Origin of the sequence: Vreelandella andesensis (assembly GCF_003989795.1) — a bacterium.
Taxonomy (GTDB): Bacteria; Pseudomonadota; Gammaproteobacteria; order Pseudomonadales; family Halomonadaceae; genus Vreelandella; species Vreelandella andesensis.
In genome coordinates this window covers 75,474-90,026 of the sequence record NZ_RZHG01000028.1, presented here as the reverse complement: position 1 = coordinate 90,026, position 14,553 = coordinate 75,474, and the positions used below count along the sequence as shown (strand labels likewise).

Below are 14,553 nucleotides of genomic sequence, written 5' to 3'. Positions count from 1 at the left end.
ATCTCATTGCCACGCAACAGAACAGGATTAGACATGCGCAGCCATTATTGCGGCCAGCTTAACGAAACTTTGGTGGAACAAACGGTCACTGTCTGCGGTTGGGTTCATCGCCGCCGTGATCATGGTGGGGTTATCTTTCTGGATATGCGCGATCGCGATGGCATCGCTCAGTTCGTTGTAGACCCTGATACCGCCGAGGCATTTGCTAATGCTGACCGTGCTCGCAGTGAGTACGTGCTTCGTATTACTGGCCGCGTTCGGCTGCGTCCTGAAGGAACGCAAAACCCCAACATGCCAACCGGCATGATTGAGGTATTAGCCAAGGAGGTGGAAGTACTTAATACGGCTGCTACCCCCCCTTTTCAGCTAGATGAGCACAACAAAGTCGGTGAGGAGGTTCGCTTAAAGCATCGCTATATCGACCTTCGTCGCCCGGATATGATTGAGAAATTGCGTTTGCGTTCACGTATTTCTCATAACGTTCGCGCCTACCTGGAAAATCAAGGCTTCTTAGATATCGAGACGCCGGTATTGACTCGCGCAACGCCGGAAGGTGCTCGCGATTACCTCGTTCCTAGCCGGACACATGCAGGTAGCTTCTTTGCACTACCTCAGTCGCCTCAGCTGTTTAAGCAGCTGTTAATGGTGGCCGGTTTCGACCGCTACTACCAGATCGCTAAATGCTTCCGCGATGAAGATCTGCGGGCCGATCGCCAGCCTGAGTTTACGCAAATCGATATCGAGGCGTCTTTTGTTGAAGAAGACGACATCATGAGCATTACCGAAGCCATGATTCGTCAACTCTTCCAAGAAGTGCTTAGCGTTGAGCTGCCTGACTTCCCGCGGATGACCTGGCAAGAAGCAATGGATCGCTTTGGTTCTGATAAGCCGGATCTGCGCATTCCGCTAGAATTAACCGATGTTGATGATCTGATGCAGCAGGTTGATTTTAAGGTTTTCTCAGGCCCTGCAAGTGCGGAGGACGGTCGTGTAGCGGCATTGAAAGTGCCGGGTGGCGCCAAACTGTCTCGTAAAGAAATCGACGAATATACCAAGTTTGTCGGCATATATGGTGCGAAAGGGCTGGCGTGGATTAAAGTCAATGAGCGTGCGAAAGGGCTTGATGGTCTTCAATCACCCATCGTTAAGTTCATGGAAAATGTAGTTGAAGAGCTACTTGATCGCGTAGGCGCTGAAGATGGCGACATTATTTTCTTTGGTGCGGATAAAGCTCGCATCGTCAATGAAGCCATTGGTGCATTACGCGTCAAGTTAGGTGCTGACCTTGAGCTATACACCCAGGCGTGGGCGCCGTTATGGGTGGTCGACTTCCCGATGTTTGAAGCGGACGACAACGGTCGCCTTAGCCCACTACATCACCCGTTTACAGCACCTTCTTGCTCTCCAGAAGCACTTAAATCTGATCCAGCAAACGCATTGTCACGCGCATACGATATGGTGCTTAACGGAACCGAGCTAGGCGGCGGCTCTATTCGTATCCATGATCAAACCATGCAAAGCACTGTCTTTGAAATTTTGGGCATTGGCAAAGAAGAAGCACAAGAAAAATTTGGCTTCCTGCTGGATGCTCTGCAATATGGCGCGCCTCCCCATGGGGGTCTTGCGTTCGGCTTGGATCGTTTAGTTATGCTAATGGCCGGAGCTAAGACAATTCGTGAAGTTATTGCCTTCCCGAAAACCCAAAGTGCCGCTTGTTTGATGACTGACGCACCAGGCGAAGTCAGTGCAGACCAGTTGAAAGACTTAAACATCCGTTTGCGCCAAAAAGCGAAAGCAGAGACAGCTAGCGAATAATCGCTCAACTCTGACTTTTAGCTCTGCACCGACGTTTAGGCGTCGGTGTTTTTGTTTGAACAGTTCTCTATTAATAGGAAAGGTGACATGGATGAAAAACAGCCTGCTTCCTCGATCAGAATTTTGGGTATCGATCCAGGTTCACGTATCACGGGCTATGGTGTCATCGATTTAGTGGGTGTTAAGCCTCATTACGTCGCCAGCGGCTGTATTAGGACAGCCGAGGGCCCATTAGAGCAGCGCTTGGCACAAATCTATGCAGGTTTGAGTGAAGTGGTCGGTTTGCATCGACCCGAGGCAGTCGCTATTGAGCGTGTTTTTATGGCCAAAAATCCTGATTCAGCACTGAAGCTTGGTCAGGCACGGGGCACAGCTCTCGTCTGCATCGCGAATCACGGCCTGAACATTGCGGAATACGCAGCAAGGCAAATCAAGCAAGCCGTCACTGGGCAGGGAGGCGCGGATAAAAGCCAAGTACAGCACATGGTCACCGCGATTCTACAGCTCTCTTCAACGCCACAGGCCGATGCTGCCGATGCGCTAGCAATCGCGCTTACCCATGCGTATGCAGGGCACGGCTTACTTACTGCGCCCTCAACAGCAGGTCGGCGGCGCAGCACCGGGCGGTGGCGGCTATAGCTACTAACTGGTCATTTGTACAGAGTGTCTTTATAGTGAATGTTAGCTTTTTATTATTGCGAGCATACTTATGATCGGTCGTATTAATGGTTTGTTATTAGAGAAGCATCCCCCTTGGATTGTGGTTGATGTGCATGGTGTCGGATACGAGCTAGAAGCCTCTATGAATACCTTAGTGGCGCTTCCTGCTGTGGGAGAGAGCGTATCGATGTATACGCACCTTACCATTCGTGATGATGCCCATTTGTTATACGGTTTCGGGCGCGAGCAAGAGCGCGCACTGTTTCGTGCCTTGATTAAAGTTAACGGCGTAGGGCCAAAGTTAGCGTTGGCCATTTTATCTGGAATGGATGAAGCAGCCTTTATGCGCTGCGTCCGTGACGACGATAGTAAAGCACTGACTAAACTACCCGGCGTTGGTAAAAAAACCGCGGAGCGGTTAATTATCGAAATGCGCGACCGGTTCCCAGAATGGGAGAACACGACCGATGCACCCTTCGCGTTAGAAGCGGCTAATGGCGAACCTGCTCCACGTGATACGTTGGCAGATGCAGAAGCTGCGCTGGTGAGCTTGGGATACAAGCTCACTGAAGCTTTAAAAATGTTGGCTGACATCAATCCCAACCAGTCAACAGAGGCAATTATAAAAGCCGCGCTGACAAAACGCATGACGGGGTAACAACGTGAGTCATTTCATGGAACGACTGATAGTGCGTACTTTATGTTAGAACATGACCGATTAATCGCGGCTGAGCCCGAGTATGGGGAAGGGCGTATTGATCATGCTATTCGTCCCAAACATCTAAAGGATTATATTGGGCAACCGCGCGTACGCGAGCAGCTTGAAATTTTCATGGGGGCCGCAAAGCTACGTCAGGAAAGCTTGGATCATACCTTGGTATTTGGCCCGCCGGGGCTTGGTAAAACAACGCTTGCTAATATTATTGCCACTGAGATGGGCGTAGGGCTGAAATCAACCTCTGGTCCTGTGCTTGAACGTGCAGGTGACTTAGCCGCCATGCTGACGAACTTAGAGCCTGGTGATGTGTTGTTTATTGACGAAATTCACCGTCTATCGCCTGTGGTAGAAGAAGTGCTCTACCCAGCGATGGAAGATTTTCAGCTAGATATTATGATTGGCGAAGGTCCTGCTGCACGTTCAATTAAACTAGATTTGCCTCGCTTTACGCTGGTAGGTGCGACAACGCGCGCGGGCTTGCTCACCTCGCCTTTGCGCGACCGCTTTGGCATTGTGCAGCGCCTGGAATTTTACAATCTTGAAGAGCTTACTGAGATTGTTACTCGCTCAGCACGCTTACTAGGTGTTGAGACCAGCCATGAAGGAGCCGTGGAGGTTGCTAGGCGTTCAAGAGGCACCCCGCGTATTGCCAATAGGCTGCTCCGCCGAGTCCGTGACTATGCAGAAATAAAGGGCAATGGCATTGTGGATGTCACTCTCGCCGATGCAGCACTCAATATGCTAAATGTAGATCACCATGGCTTAGATCATATGGATCGGCGCCTTTTGCTGGCAATGATCGATAAATTTGATGGTGGCCCTGTCGGCGTCGATTCGATATCAGCCGCTATCAGCGAAGAGCGCGGTACTATTGAAGACGTCATCGAACCTTACTTAATCCAGCAAGGGTTAATGATGCGCACACCAAGAGGACGCGTAGTGACGCGTCAAGCGTGGCTACATTTCAACAAAACGCCTCATGAACATGCTATTGACCCAGAGGGAGAGCGTCGCCCATGAAAAATGGGTTTACCATGCCGGTGCGCGTCTACATGGAAGATACTGACGCCGGCGGCATTGTCTACTACGTTAACTATCTGAAGTTTATGGAGCGCGCCCGCAGCGAGTGGTTGCGTACACTCGGACTTAATCAGCAATCTTTGCTAGACGATGGTACCCAGCTAGTGGTATTTCGTTTGGCCTGCCACTACAGTAAGCCTGCGCGCTTAGATGACTCGCTTATTGTCAGTACAAATGTTGAGAGTGTTGGTCGATGCCGCATGACTTTTTTGCAGCAAGTACGGCGAAATGAGGAACTCTTATGCACGGCTACAGTCGAGATAGCCTGTTTGTGCGCTCATAAGATGCGGCCAAAGGCATGGCCCAATATACTGAAAGTGCCTGGTTGATTAATTCAAGGCGAACGCTGAAAACGTGCCCAAACTTATGGAGTGGATAGCGCGATGTTGCGTGTGTACTCCGTTATTTTTAGATACTACCACTGCTCGGAATTTCCGACGTTAACAGCTTGATGAGGGTAACTGTGAACGATAACACCATGTCTATTCCCCACTTGATAATGAGCGCTAGCACGGTTGTTCAGCTGGTAATGTTGTTGCTGGTGGTGGCATCAATACTCTCATGGGTGGTTATTTTCCAACGTAGCATTGCCTTGCGCAGGGCAAAACAGGAATACAACCAGTTTGAAGAAGCTTTTTGGTCAGGCGTCGATTTAAACGAGTTATATCGAGAAATCCCTGCTGATAACGCACGTTATGGAGCAGAGCATATGTTCCAGGCTGGCTTCCGTGAATTTAATCGGTTGATGCCAAAAACACGTAACCCCGACACCATCTTAGAAGGCGTGCAACGGAGTATGCGCGTCGCATGGTCTCGAGAAGAGGATCGCCTCACCCAGCATCTGGTATTTCTCGCCACCGTGGCATCAGCGAGTCCTTACATAGGATTATTCGGTACGGTTTGGGGGATCATGGGGTCCTTCCAATCCCTATCTATGACACAGCAAGCTACCTTGGCAACCGTAGCCCCATGGATTGCCGAAGCGCTTATTGCAACGGCGATGGGTCTGTTCGCAGCTATTCCAGCAGTAATTTTCTATAACCGTTTATCCAATGACGCTGCTCGTTTGCTGGGCAAGTACGAAGACTTTGCCGAGGAGTTTCACGCCATCTTGCACCGTAACCTGCAGGGTCGCGAAAGCCAGTCCAGCGCTAGCTAAGGGAGCACGCTATGCAAGGCCCGTTTAATCGTAGCGGCAGTAAAAAGCCGATGGCTGAAATCAACGTAGTGCCTTTTATTGATGTCATGCTGGTCTTGCTGGTGATCTTTATGATCACCGCACCGATGCTGACTCAAGGGGTACAAGTAGACCTGCCTCAAGTCACATCAGAGCCAATAGAAAGCCAAGATGAAAGTGATCCCATCATTATTTCTGTCGACCGAGAGGGCGTCTACTTCATCACGCTTGGAGAAGATTCGACGTCTGTTTCTCTTGAACAAATGTCACAACGAGTAATGGCCATACTACAGCGTCGCCCTGGCACGCCAGTCATGGTTCGTGGCGATCGCAATGTGCCATACGGGCAAATAGTTTTATTGATGAGCACACTTCAGCGTTCAGGTGTCGCGAATGTGGGCCTGTTATCTGAACCGCCACAAGATGGTTAAAGGTAGCGCGCACATGGCAGTTAAACCACCACGCGACCCCCAGGATGTTGGCTATACTTGGCCTGCCGTTCTAGCGGTTGCAGTGCACCTGTTAGTTGTATTTTTCAGCTTAGTTAGCCTGCCAAGTTCTACGGCAGAGCCAGACTCTTCTTCAATCGTGCAAGCAACTCTCGTTAGCACTGAGACATTTACTGACCAGGCTCAGCAGACAACAGAGCAGCAAGCCGCACTCAATGGTTCAGACAAACCCGACGTGGCCGAACCAGCGCTTGAAGAACCCGATACACGTGAGCAAGAAGCATTACAACAACAAGCCGATGAAGCGGCTGCTAGGGAAGAAGCCCAAGCGCGTGCAGAAGAGCAAGCGCGTGAGCTACAAGAGGCTCAAGCTCAGGCCGAAGCTGAAGCGCAACGGAGAGAGGAAGAAGCACAGCGTCTAGCCGAGCAGCAGGAAGCAGAAGCTCAAGCCCGAGAACAGTCTCAGCGTGAGGCCGAGGCAGAAGCCCAACGCCAACGTGAAGCCGAAGCAGAAGCTCAGCGCCAACGTGAGGCCGAGGCAGAAGCCCAACGCCAACGTGAGGCCGAAGCAGAAGCTCAGCGCCAACGTGAAGCAGAAGCAGAAGCTCAGCGCCAACGTGAAGCAGAAGCTCAGCGCCAGCGTGAAGCCGAGGCAGAAGCCCAACGCCAGCGTGAGGCCGAAGCAGCAGCCCAACGCCAGCGTGAAGCCGAGGCAGAAGCTCAGCGCCAACGTGAGGCCGAAGCAGCAGCCCAACGCCAACGTGAAGCCGAGGTAGAAGCCCAACGCCAACGTGAAGCCGAGGCAGAAGCTCAGCGCCAGCTTGAGGCCGAAGCAGAAGCCCAACGCCAGCGTGAGGCCGAGGCGGCCAGACAGCGTCAGCTAGCAGGAGAAGCTCAGGCTGCCGCTAATGCACAGCAAGCACAGCAAGCAGCGAATAGTTTTATTAATATTGTGCGTCGCGCGGTAGAGCAGGCATGGTTAATTCCAGCAGGCGCCAGTGACACGATGAGTGCTACGATTCAAGTAAGGCTTGGCCCGTCAGGAGAAGTACTTTTAACCACTATCGCCTCATCCAGCGGTGATAGTGCCTTTGACCGGTCTGCTATGCAGGCCGTTGAACACGCTGCACCATTTAGCGAGCTGAGGGATTTGCCTGCAGAGCTGCAGCGTAACTTACGTCAATTTAATCTGCGATTTACCCCGGGGGATGTTCGCTGATGCAAACCATGAGCAAAGTGTGGCTGTTTTGCGTACTGCTATTTATTAGTAGCTATGCAATAGCAAATGCAAACCTAACAATCGAAATAACACGAGGAAGCGACCAAGCTTTACCGATTGGTATTGTTCCCTTTTCAGGCGGCGACAACATGCCTGAAGACGTGGCTCAAATCATCCAGGACAATCTTGAACGCAGCGGTTTTTTTGCACCCTTAGAACGCAATTCTATGTTTGACAAACCAAGTCAAGCGGATGAAGTTGAGTTTGGTACTTGGCGTTCGCTAGATGTGCGATATTTAGTGGTAGGTAGCGCGCAGCAGACAAACAGCGGTTATCAGATTCAATTTGAGCTAATGGACATCAGTGGCCAGCGTCGCATGATTGGCGAAACGGTCACTGTGAGTGCGAACGATTTACGTGGCGCTGCTCATTATATTAGCGATCAAATTTTTGAAGAAATTACCGATATTCGGGGAGCTTTCTCAACTCAAATTGCTTATGTAACCGCTCAAGGACTGGGTGATAATATGCAATTTGGCTTGTATGTGGCCGATGCAGATGGGCGTAACAGCCAACAAGTACTTACTTCCGATCAACCGATCATGTCGCCTGCATGGTCCCCTGATGGTCGAAAGCTGGCTTACGTTTCTTTCGAGACAGAACGCCCGGCTATTTATATTCAAGATGTTTCGACCGGCCAACGGATACAAGCAACATCTTTTGAAGGTATCAATGGTGCTCCCACATGGTCACCTGATGGACGACGCATTGCTATGTCACTGTCTAAAGACGGGCAGCCTGAAATTTATATTTTGGATATCAATAATCGATCAGTAGAACGTATCACTCAAAACAGTAGCATTGATACTGAACCAGCTTGGGCGCCTGATGGACGTACTCTGCTGTTTACCTCTGACCGGAGTGGTGGACCACAGATTTATGAATACTCGCTAGGTGGCGGTGAAGCAAAACGCGTCACGTTTACCGGCAATTACAATGCTCGTGCGCGTTATTCGCCTGACGGTGAGCAAATCTTTTTGATCCACCGTTCCAGCCGTGGATACCAAGTGGCGCGACAAGATCGTGACGGAGGTCGACTGGTTGTAATAAGTGAAACAACAAGAGATGAATCTCCTAGTGTTGCGCCGAACGGGACCATGGTAATCTTCGCTACCCAACAGGGTAGCAATGGGGTACTAAGTGCCGTTTCAGCGGATGGCCGCTCGTCATTTAGATTACCCGCAGCGCAGGGTGATGTCCGCGATCCCGCGTGGTCACCTTTTTTAAATTGATTGACGAAAAGTATTAATTTTTTGTTTTCAGGCAAGGAGTCTGATTATGCAACTTAAACCGTTGGCTCGCTCATTGGCAGTAGCGTTATCTATCGTAGTTATCGCTGGCTGTTCCAGCACCGGCGGAACCCAGGATGGGGACTCTTATGGAAGCCAGGATGGCAGCAGCATGGGAACGAGCACCTCTGGTGTTGGCACTGGGACTGGCACCGGCGGCCAGTACGGCTCTACGTCTGGTTCCGGCGCGGGCGCGGGCGCTGGACAACAAGCTGATTCTCGCATTCCAGAAGTGCGTACCATCTATTTTGATTTCGACAGCGATACAATTAAAAGCGAGTATGAATCAGTAGTCATGGCTCACACTCGCTATTTACGTGCTAACCCAGGTGCTCGAGTGGTATTGCATGGCCATACCGACGAGCGTGGCACTCGCGAATACAATATGGCCCTTGGTGAGCGTCGTGCAGGTGCAGTTCAGCGGTTCTTAAATATCCAAGGCGTGTCTCCCTCGCAAATGAGCGTTGTGAGTTATGGTGAAGAGCGTCCGGCAGCTAGCGGCCAAGGTGAAACCGCCTACTCTCAAAACCGTCGCGTCGTGTTTAACTACTGATGGCATTGGCGTACCTAGTTATGGACTATTAGGTGCTGAATAACGAGTATTGAGTGCCTGGTACAGGTGCTAGGTACGCTAGCTAAGTAATCATTGGAGTCATCATGAAACACAGTCTCAAACGTTATTTTGAGAGGCTGTGCGGTGCGGGAGCCATAGTGCTCCCGCTGTCCGTATTGCCCTTAACGGCCTTTGGTCAACAGCCCCTCGTTCAAGATTTATCAAGCGGTTCGAGTGGTTTTTACCAGCAAACTCAACGCCAGGAATCATCCAGTGGTAACTTGGTGCTCTTTAACCAAGTGCAAGAACACCAGAAAGAAATTCAGCAGCTACGTGGTCAAATCGAAGAGCTTCGACACCAGTTAGAGCAACTTCGCCGGCAATCACAGCAACAATACCTGGATATCGAAGATCGTTTGCTGAATAGCGGCCCTAGTCAGATTGAACAATCTACTCCTTCAGTGGCGCCTGAGGCGGCTGAGCAAGTCGCTAACGCGCCTTCTGCTCGAAACGTCAGTGAAGACGCTCAAGCAGACTACCAGGCAGCATTTGCTCATGTTCAGGCACGTCAATTTGAAGATGCAATCAATGCGTTTAAAGCCTTTGTCACTGATCATCCCGATAGCAGTCTGACTGCAAACGGATATTACTGGCTAGGCGAACTCTACGCTGCTGAGGGTGAGCTAAGCGATGCTGATGCGTCATTCAGCCGTGTGATTGAGCAATACAACGGCAGTAGCAAAGTCCCTGACGCGCTTTATAAGCTAGGATTAGTAAAAGCGCGCCAAGGCGAGGCTGAGCGCAGTCGTGAACTGCTTGAACAAGTACGTGATGATTATCCGCAGAGTAGCGCCGCTGGACTGGCAAGTGACTTTTTGCGTCAGTCTGCAGGATAACGACTGTTAACCCTTTTGCATCAAGGAAACCTCATGAGCTGCAAAATCGACTATCAACCAGCGTCCAATCTATTGGAAAACCGCGTCGTGTTGGTAACCGGTGCGGGTGATGGAATTGGACGTACTGCTGCACTTACTTATGCCCGCTATGGGGCAACCGTAATACTACTTGGCCGTACAATTGCTAAGCTTGAGCGTGTTTACGATGAAATTGAAGCAGAAGGCGGGCCACAGCCTGCTATTTTTCCGCTCAATTTTGAGGGCGCAACGCTCAAAGATTTTCACGATATGGCTGAGACGTTGGACAAAGAGTTTGGTCGGTTAGATGGGTTACTTCATAACGCGGGCTTACTAGGCAAAATTACTCCTTTTGAGCAGTACAATCCTGAGTTATGGGAACAAGTGATGCAGGTCAATATCAATGGCCCTATTTGGATGACCCAAGCGCTGCTACCTCTGCTTCAACAGTCAGCTGATGCCTCAGTGATATTCACATCCTCTAGCGTCGGACGAAAAGGCCGAGCCTATTGGGGAGCCTATTCAGTTTCAAAGTTCGCCACAGAGGGTTTTGTAGAGGTACTCGCTGACGAACTTGAAAACCAGTCAACTTTAAGGGTTAACACGCTAAATCCTGGTGCAACACGAACCCAAATGCGCCGCACTGCCTATCCTGGTGAAGATCCATTGACGCTACGCACCCCTGAAGAAATAATGCCTACCTATTTATGGCTTATGGGGCCAGACAGTGTCGGTATTAGCGGCCAAAAGCTTGATGCTCAACCGCCACGCGTATGAGCACGCATGAAAACGACGTACCGCTTGTCGATGCTCTGTATGATTTCATTCAATTATCGCTTTCTGAAAAGCTTTTCTAAAAAGTAATTAATGAAAAGTAGTTAATGAAAAGTAGTTAGAGCATCGACTAAGTCTTTACATGTTTCAAACCACAAGTCAGCTGGCCACTGTTGGTAATCGTCTTCCTCGCTGATATAGCCATAGCCAACCGCAACTGCCGTCATTCCTGCTGCCTTTGCCGCTTCAATATCACGTAGGTGGTCACCAACGTACCAACAAGATTGCGGCGTCACACCTAGCCTGCGTGCAGCTTCCCAAAGAGGCTCTGGGGCTGGTTTTTTTACCGCCAGATCATCCGCGCACAAAAGCGCCCCTGGCGCGAGCGCCAACGCCTCAAGCAGCGGAAGGGTGTAGCGTCTCGGTTTGTTCGTAACAATCCCCCATAAGCGTGATTCTGAATGCCAGCGGGCTAACCATTGGTCCAATGGTTCAAATAGTCGGCTGTGAACAGCGACGGCTTGCTCATAGCTATTTAACAAATACTGCCGCGCCGTATCATGCTCTTTAGAACCGCTTTCAATGCCAATAGCAAGGGTAACCAAGGCACTGCCTCCGTTAGAAACCTGGCCACGTATTTGCGCATAGGGCAGTGGTGCAAGCCCATGATGCTGTCTCAACGCATTCGTTGCGTTAGCAAGGTCGGGGGCGGTGTCAACAAGGGTTCCGTCTAAATCAAACAGGATGGCATCAGGCATCGACGTTGACATTTATTGACTCGCTTTTCTGCAGTACATCATATAGTTAACCGATACATCGTTTGCCACTAAACGGTAGTGACGAGTCAATGGGTTGTAGGTAAGTCCGGTTTGCTCGTTAATCTCCAAATCAGATGCTCTTGCCCAGGCTGCCATCTCAGAAGGGCGTATGAACTTCGCATAATCATGGGTGCCACGTGGTAATAACTTGAGCACATACTCAGCACCTAGAATCGCAAAAACATACGACTTATGGGTGCGATTTAGTGTTGAGAAAAACACATAGCCCCCAGGGCGAACCAGCTCACTGCAAGCGCGAATGACCGATGCTGGGTCAGGCACATGCTCAAGCATTTCCATGCAGGTGATGACGTCATAATGCCCAGGCTCTTCTGCCGCTAGCGCTTCAACACTTATCAGTCGGTAGTCAACAGAAACACCGCTTTCTTCAGCATGAAGTAGAGCGACGTTGAGAGGCGCATCTCCGAGGTCGATGCCGGTAACATCAGCACCCCGATGGGCCATTGATTCGCTTAAAATTCCACCACCACAGCCCACATCTAGCACTTTTTTACCGGCCAAGCCTGCGCGGGCGTCGATAAAGTCAAGTCGCAAGGGGTTGATATCATGCAACGGCTTGAATTCACCCTTTGTGTCCCACCAACGACTAGCAAGTGCTTCAAATTTAGCGACTTCCGCCGGGTCGACATTGTCGTGGTTGCGATGAGTAGTGCTATCCTGAGGTATCGCTTGCATGTTTTAACTCTCTTTGTCGGTAAGTTGGCATGAAGGTAGCGTCCAACCAGTCGTAAGGTATCATGTCATTCTAACCACTCCAGGAAAGGAACGCATGAAAAGGAACGCGATATGACTCTTAACCCCCTATTTTCGCGAATTTTATTTTCTCAGGGAGCGTGATGAATGCGAGTATTACTCCACGGAAGTGAACTAAGTGCTGCCACCGCCGCCGCTGCGTTAGCCTGGGTAGGTCATCAAGTTGAGTGGCTGCCACACGAAAGCGCGCCCTGGCCACAGCTTTTAAAAGCAGATTGGCTGCGCAGTGAACCCGAATTAATGACGCATATTGAACAAGCGTTAGCCAGTGGCACACTGAGAATTATTGAAGCGCCATCGCAGGCTCATTCTCCTGATGTGGTTTGGCTGGCTCTATCGCCTGATCAGCGCCAAGCCGCTAAAGCGCTGCTAGAAGCACCTATATTCGATCAGCATAGCGGCGCTGTATTAATTAATAATTCCACATTCCCAGTAGGAGAAACAGAACAGCTACACGCGCTTATGGGTCCTCAGCACAGCAGTGTTGCCTTACCCGACACACTGGAAGAAGGGCGGGCGTGGGTTTCCTTTACGCGCCCTTCACGCTGGCTATTAGGCTGTGATGATGCAACTGGCGAACAGGTAGCTCGTGAACTTTTGCGTGCCTTTAATCGCCGCAATGACGTGTTCCAGCGAATGCCATGCAGAGCTGCTGAGCTGACTAAGCTGGCTATCAATGGCATGTTGGCAACACGTATTAGCTACATGAACGAGATAGCAGGGCTTGCAGACACGCTTGGGGTTGACGTTGAGCATGTACGTCAGGGCATGGGGGCAGATACTCGAATTGGCTATGAATATTTATATCCTGGCTGTGGTTTTGGTGGCCCTAATTTCTCTCGTGACTTAATGCGCTTAGCGGATGTTCAGTCAGCCAGTGGTCGAAATTCGGCGTTGCTAGAACAGGTGATGGACATCAATGAGCAGAAAAAAGAGACCTTGTTTAGGAAGCTTTGGACATTCTTTGAGGGTGATTTAGCGGGCAAAACGATTGCTATTTGGGGGGCTGCCTTTAAACCAGGCACCACTCGAATCGATCATGCACCTGTACTCACGCTTCTTGCTGCCTTATGGGCGCAAGGCGTTAAGGTAAATTTACATGACCCAGCGGCAACACCAGCGCTGCTTGACGCGGTCGGTGACCGAAATGACCTAACTACCTTTACCAATGACCCTTACCTCGCATGCGAGGGGGCAGATGCGCTGATGTTAGTAACCGAGTGGAAATCTTATTGGAACCCTGACTGGCATCGTTTAGCCTCGTTACTGAGCGCTAAGTTAGTGTTGGATGGACGAAATATTTATGACCCAGCCTTCGTGGCTAGCTGTGGTTTGCGATATAGAGGAATCGGGCGTCGAGCCGATCCTACAACGTATTGAGGAAAAAACATGCCCAACAGTACTGCGTCTTCTCGCATTGTTCCCGATGTGGATCAAAGCTTGACCGCACAACACTTGCGTCATCGCAAGGGGCCGAAACTGTGGCCATTGTGGCTATTGATGGTGCTTATTATCATCTTACTAGGCGCCGCAGCGGCGGGCCTTTGGTATGAAAGAGAGCGCTTAGTAGAAGAGGTTCACCGAGTAAGCGGAGAGGTATCAAATCTTCATGCAAGGCTAGACTCGGGCGACACCGACGCACAAGATTCGATAGCCTTTGTACAAGCTCAGATGACCACGCTGTTCCAAGAGCAGGAGCAATTAGCCGTTACGTTAACGGATACACGTGAAGAGCTGTTTGGGCTTTTAACGTCCAATGAAGAACTTGTGAATAGCGATGCGCTCAGTGGCATCGCTGAGCGTATTAGCCAGCTGGAAAAGCAGGCAGCGCTGCGTGATCAACAGCTCGCAGCCATACGGACTTCACTTGATGCGCTTGAACAGGCGGGTACGTCCGGACGACAAAATTTAGCAGAAGAGGTGACTTACCTGGAAAACATGTTATCGCAACGCTTATCTAATACGACAAGCCGGCTCGATGCGATTACTGAGCTAGAAAACGAAAGCGCCGAATTGGTAACAAACGTTACAAAATGGCAAGAAGAGGTTGATCAACGCCTTGTTGAGGTAAACTCATTCCTTGAAACGTTAAGCAATACTGATACGCCAGCTACTCGGGAAGCCTTGCAAGCACTCGAGCAACAGGTGGCTCAACGTTTAAGCACTTTAGAGAGCGACATTCGACAAGTGCGGCAAGCCCAATTGGCTTTTAGTGCTCAAATGGAAATGCTCCGCTAGAAATACATTGTTAGA

16 protein-coding genes are annotated in these 14,553 nt (G+C 50.4%); 14 read left to right on the top strand and 2 right to left on the bottom strand.

The window, feature by feature from the left end; all coding sequences use genetic code 11:
- Positions 1-33: 33 nt before the first annotated feature.
- The 12 genes from aspS (at position 34) to ELY33_RS15220 (ending at position 10,711) form a co-directional block, all read left to right on the top strand.
- A complete protein-coding gene (gene aspS / locus ELY33_RS15275; protein ID WP_126948768.1) occupies positions 34-1,815 on the top strand; it encodes an aspartate--tRNA ligase in 1,782 nt (593 codons plus the stop codon).
- Positions 1,816-1,902: 87 nt separating this feature from the next.
- Positions 1,903-2,454, top strand: a complete 552-nt coding sequence (ruvC, locus tag ELY33_RS15270; protein ID WP_126948767.1) for a crossover junction endodeoxyribonuclease RuvC — start codon at positions 1,903-1,905, stop codon at positions 2,452-2,454.
- A 70-nt stretch (positions 2,455-2,524) separates the two neighbouring features.
- Positions 2,525-3,133, top strand: coding sequence for a Holliday junction branch migration protein RuvA (gene ruvA / locus ELY33_RS15265; RefSeq protein ID WP_126948766.1), 609 nt, complete (start codon positions 2,525-2,527; stop codon positions 3,131-3,133).
- 42 nt (positions 3,134-3,175) lie between these two features.
- Complete coding sequence (gene ruvB, locus ELY33_RS15260) at positions 3,176-4,213, top strand: Holliday junction branch migration DNA helicase RuvB (protein WP_126948765.1); 1,038 nt, start codon at positions 3,176-3,178, stop codon at positions 4,211-4,213.
- The gene (gene ybgC, locus ELY33_RS15255; protein WP_126948764.1) at positions 4,210-4,602 is read left to right on the top strand and encodes a tol-pal system-associated acyl-CoA thioesterase; all 393 of its coding nucleotides are present in this window, start codon (positions 4,210-4,212) and stop codon (positions 4,600-4,602) included. The genes ruvB and ybgC overlap by 4 nt, the downstream gene beginning before the upstream one ends.
- A 134-nt stretch (positions 4,603-4,736) precedes the next feature.
- Positions 4,737-5,432, top strand: coding sequence for a protein TolQ (gene tolQ / locus ELY33_RS15250; protein WP_126948763.1), 696 nt, complete (start codon positions 4,737-4,739; stop codon positions 5,430-5,432).
- Between the two features lie 11 nt (positions 5,433-5,443).
- Positions 5,444-5,881: a protein TolR gene (tolR, locus tag ELY33_RS15245; RefSeq protein ID WP_126948762.1), complete on the top strand. Its 438-nt coding sequence runs from the start codon at positions 5,444-5,446 to the stop codon at positions 5,879-5,881.
- Positions 5,882-5,894: 13 nt separating this feature from the next.
- On the top strand, positions 5,895-7,118 hold the full coding sequence (gene tolA / locus ELY33_RS15240; RefSeq protein WP_126948761.1) for a cell envelope integrity protein TolA: 1,224 nt from the start codon (positions 5,895-5,897) through the stop codon (positions 7,116-7,118).
- Complete coding sequence (gene tolB / locus ELY33_RS15235) at positions 7,118-8,410, top strand: Tol-Pal system beta propeller repeat protein TolB (protein ID WP_126948760.1); 1,293 nt, start codon at positions 7,118-7,120, stop codon at positions 8,408-8,410. Before tolA ends, tolB begins: the two co-directional genes overlap by 1 nt.
- 46 nt (positions 8,411-8,456) lie before the next feature.
- Entirely contained in the window at positions 8,457-9,020 is a 564-nt protein-coding gene (gene pal, locus ELY33_RS15230) for a peptidoglycan-associated lipoprotein Pal (RefSeq protein ID WP_126948759.1), read from the top strand.
- A gap of 104 nt (positions 9,021-9,124) precedes the next feature.
- The gene (gene ybgF / locus ELY33_RS15225; RefSeq protein WP_126948758.1) at positions 9,125-9,916 is read left to right on the top strand and encodes a tol-pal system protein YbgF; all 792 of its coding nucleotides are present in this window, start codon (positions 9,125-9,127) and stop codon (positions 9,914-9,916) included.
- Between the two features lie 33 nt (positions 9,917-9,949).
- Positions 9,950-10,711 (top strand): YciK family oxidoreductase, encoded by a 762-nt coding sequence (locus ELY33_RS15220; protein WP_126948757.1) that lies wholly within the window; start codon positions 9,950-9,952, stop codon positions 10,709-10,711.
- 101 nt (positions 10,712-10,812) lie between these two features.
- On the opposite strand, the gene ELY33_RS15215 is transcribed toward ELY33_RS15220, so the two are convergent.
- Positions 10,813-11,478, bottom strand: a complete 666-nt coding sequence (locus ELY33_RS15215; RefSeq protein WP_126948756.1) for an HAD-IA family hydrolase — start codon at positions 11,476-11,478, stop codon at positions 10,813-10,815.
- Positions 11,479-12,222 (bottom strand): bifunctional 2-polyprenyl-6-hydroxyphenol methylase/3-demethylubiquinol 3-O-methyltransferase UbiG, encoded by a 744-nt coding sequence (ubiG, locus tag ELY33_RS15210; protein ID WP_126948755.1) that lies wholly within the window; start codon positions 12,220-12,222, stop codon positions 11,479-11,481.
- Positions 12,223-12,387: 165 nt separating this feature from the next.
- On the opposite strand from ubiG, the gene ELY33_RS15205 reads away from it, so the two are divergent.
- Together ELY33_RS15205 and ELY33_RS15200 are read left to right on the top strand one after the other, a co-directional pair.
- Positions 12,388-13,680: a nucleotide sugar dehydrogenase gene (locus tag ELY33_RS15205; RefSeq protein WP_126948754.1), complete on the top strand. Its 1,293-nt coding sequence runs from the start codon at positions 12,388-12,390 to the stop codon at positions 13,678-13,680.
- A gap of 9 nt (positions 13,681-13,689) precedes the next feature.
- Positions 13,690-14,538, top strand: a complete 849-nt coding sequence (locus tag ELY33_RS15200; protein ID WP_126948753.1) for a hypothetical protein — start codon at positions 13,690-13,692, stop codon at positions 14,536-14,538.
- The last annotated feature ends 15 nt before the right edge of the window (positions 14,539-14,553 follow it).

What these genes read in the sequence shown, in the direction of transcription:
- pal (WP_126948759.1), top strand. Translation starts at nt 8,457, where the DNA reads ATGCAACTTAAACCGTTGGCTCGCTCATTGGCAGTAGCGTTATCTATC.
- ELY33_RS15205 (WP_126948754.1), top strand. Translation starts at nt 12,388, where the DNA reads ATGCGAGTATTACTCCACGGAAGTGAACTAAGTGCTGCCACCGCCGCC.
- ybgC (WP_126948764.1), top strand. Translation starts at nt 4,210, where the DNA reads ATGAAAAATGGGTTTACCATGCCGGTGCGCGTCTACATGGAAGATACT.
- ybgF (WP_126948758.1), top strand. Translation starts at nt 9,125, where the DNA reads ATGAAACACAGTCTCAAACGTTATTTTGAGAGGCTGTGCGGTGCGGGA.
- ELY33_RS15200 (WP_126948753.1), top strand. Translation starts at nt 13,690, where the DNA reads ATGCCCAACAGTACTGCGTCTTCTCGCATTGTTCCCGATGTGGATCAA.
- ELY33_RS15215 (WP_126948756.1), bottom strand. Translation starts at nt 11,478, where the DNA reads ATGTCAACGTCGATGCCTGATGCCATCCTGTTTGATTTAGACGGAACC.
- ubiG (WP_126948755.1), bottom strand. Translation starts at nt 12,222, where the DNA reads ATGCAAGCGATACCTCAGGATAGCACTACTCATCGCAACCACGACAAT.
- ELY33_RS15220 (WP_126948757.1), top strand. Translation starts at nt 9,950, where the DNA reads ATGAGCTGCAAAATCGACTATCAACCAGCGTCCAATCTATTGGAAAAC.
- ruvB (WP_126948765.1), top strand. Translation starts at nt 3,176, where the DNA reads ATGTTAGAACATGACCGATTAATCGCGGCTGAGCCCGAGTATGGGGAA.
- tolR (WP_126948762.1), top strand. Translation starts at nt 5,444, where the DNA reads ATGCAAGGCCCGTTTAATCGTAGCGGCAGTAAAAAGCCGATGGCTGAA.
- tolB (WP_126948760.1), top strand. Translation starts at nt 7,118, where the DNA reads ATGCAAACCATGAGCAAAGTGTGGCTGTTTTGCGTACTGCTATTTATT.
- aspS (WP_126948768.1), top strand. Translation starts at nt 34, where the DNA reads ATGCGCAGCCATTATTGCGGCCAGCTTAACGAAACTTTGGTGGAACAA.
- tolA (WP_126948761.1), top strand. Translation starts at nt 5,895, where the DNA reads ATGGCAGTTAAACCACCACGCGACCCCCAGGATGTTGGCTATACTTGG.
- ruvA (WP_126948766.1), top strand. Translation starts at nt 2,525, where the DNA reads ATGATCGGTCGTATTAATGGTTTGTTATTAGAGAAGCATCCCCCTTGG.
- ruvC (WP_126948767.1), top strand. Translation starts at nt 1,903, where the DNA reads ATGGATGAAAAACAGCCTGCTTCCTCGATCAGAATTTTGGGTATCGAT.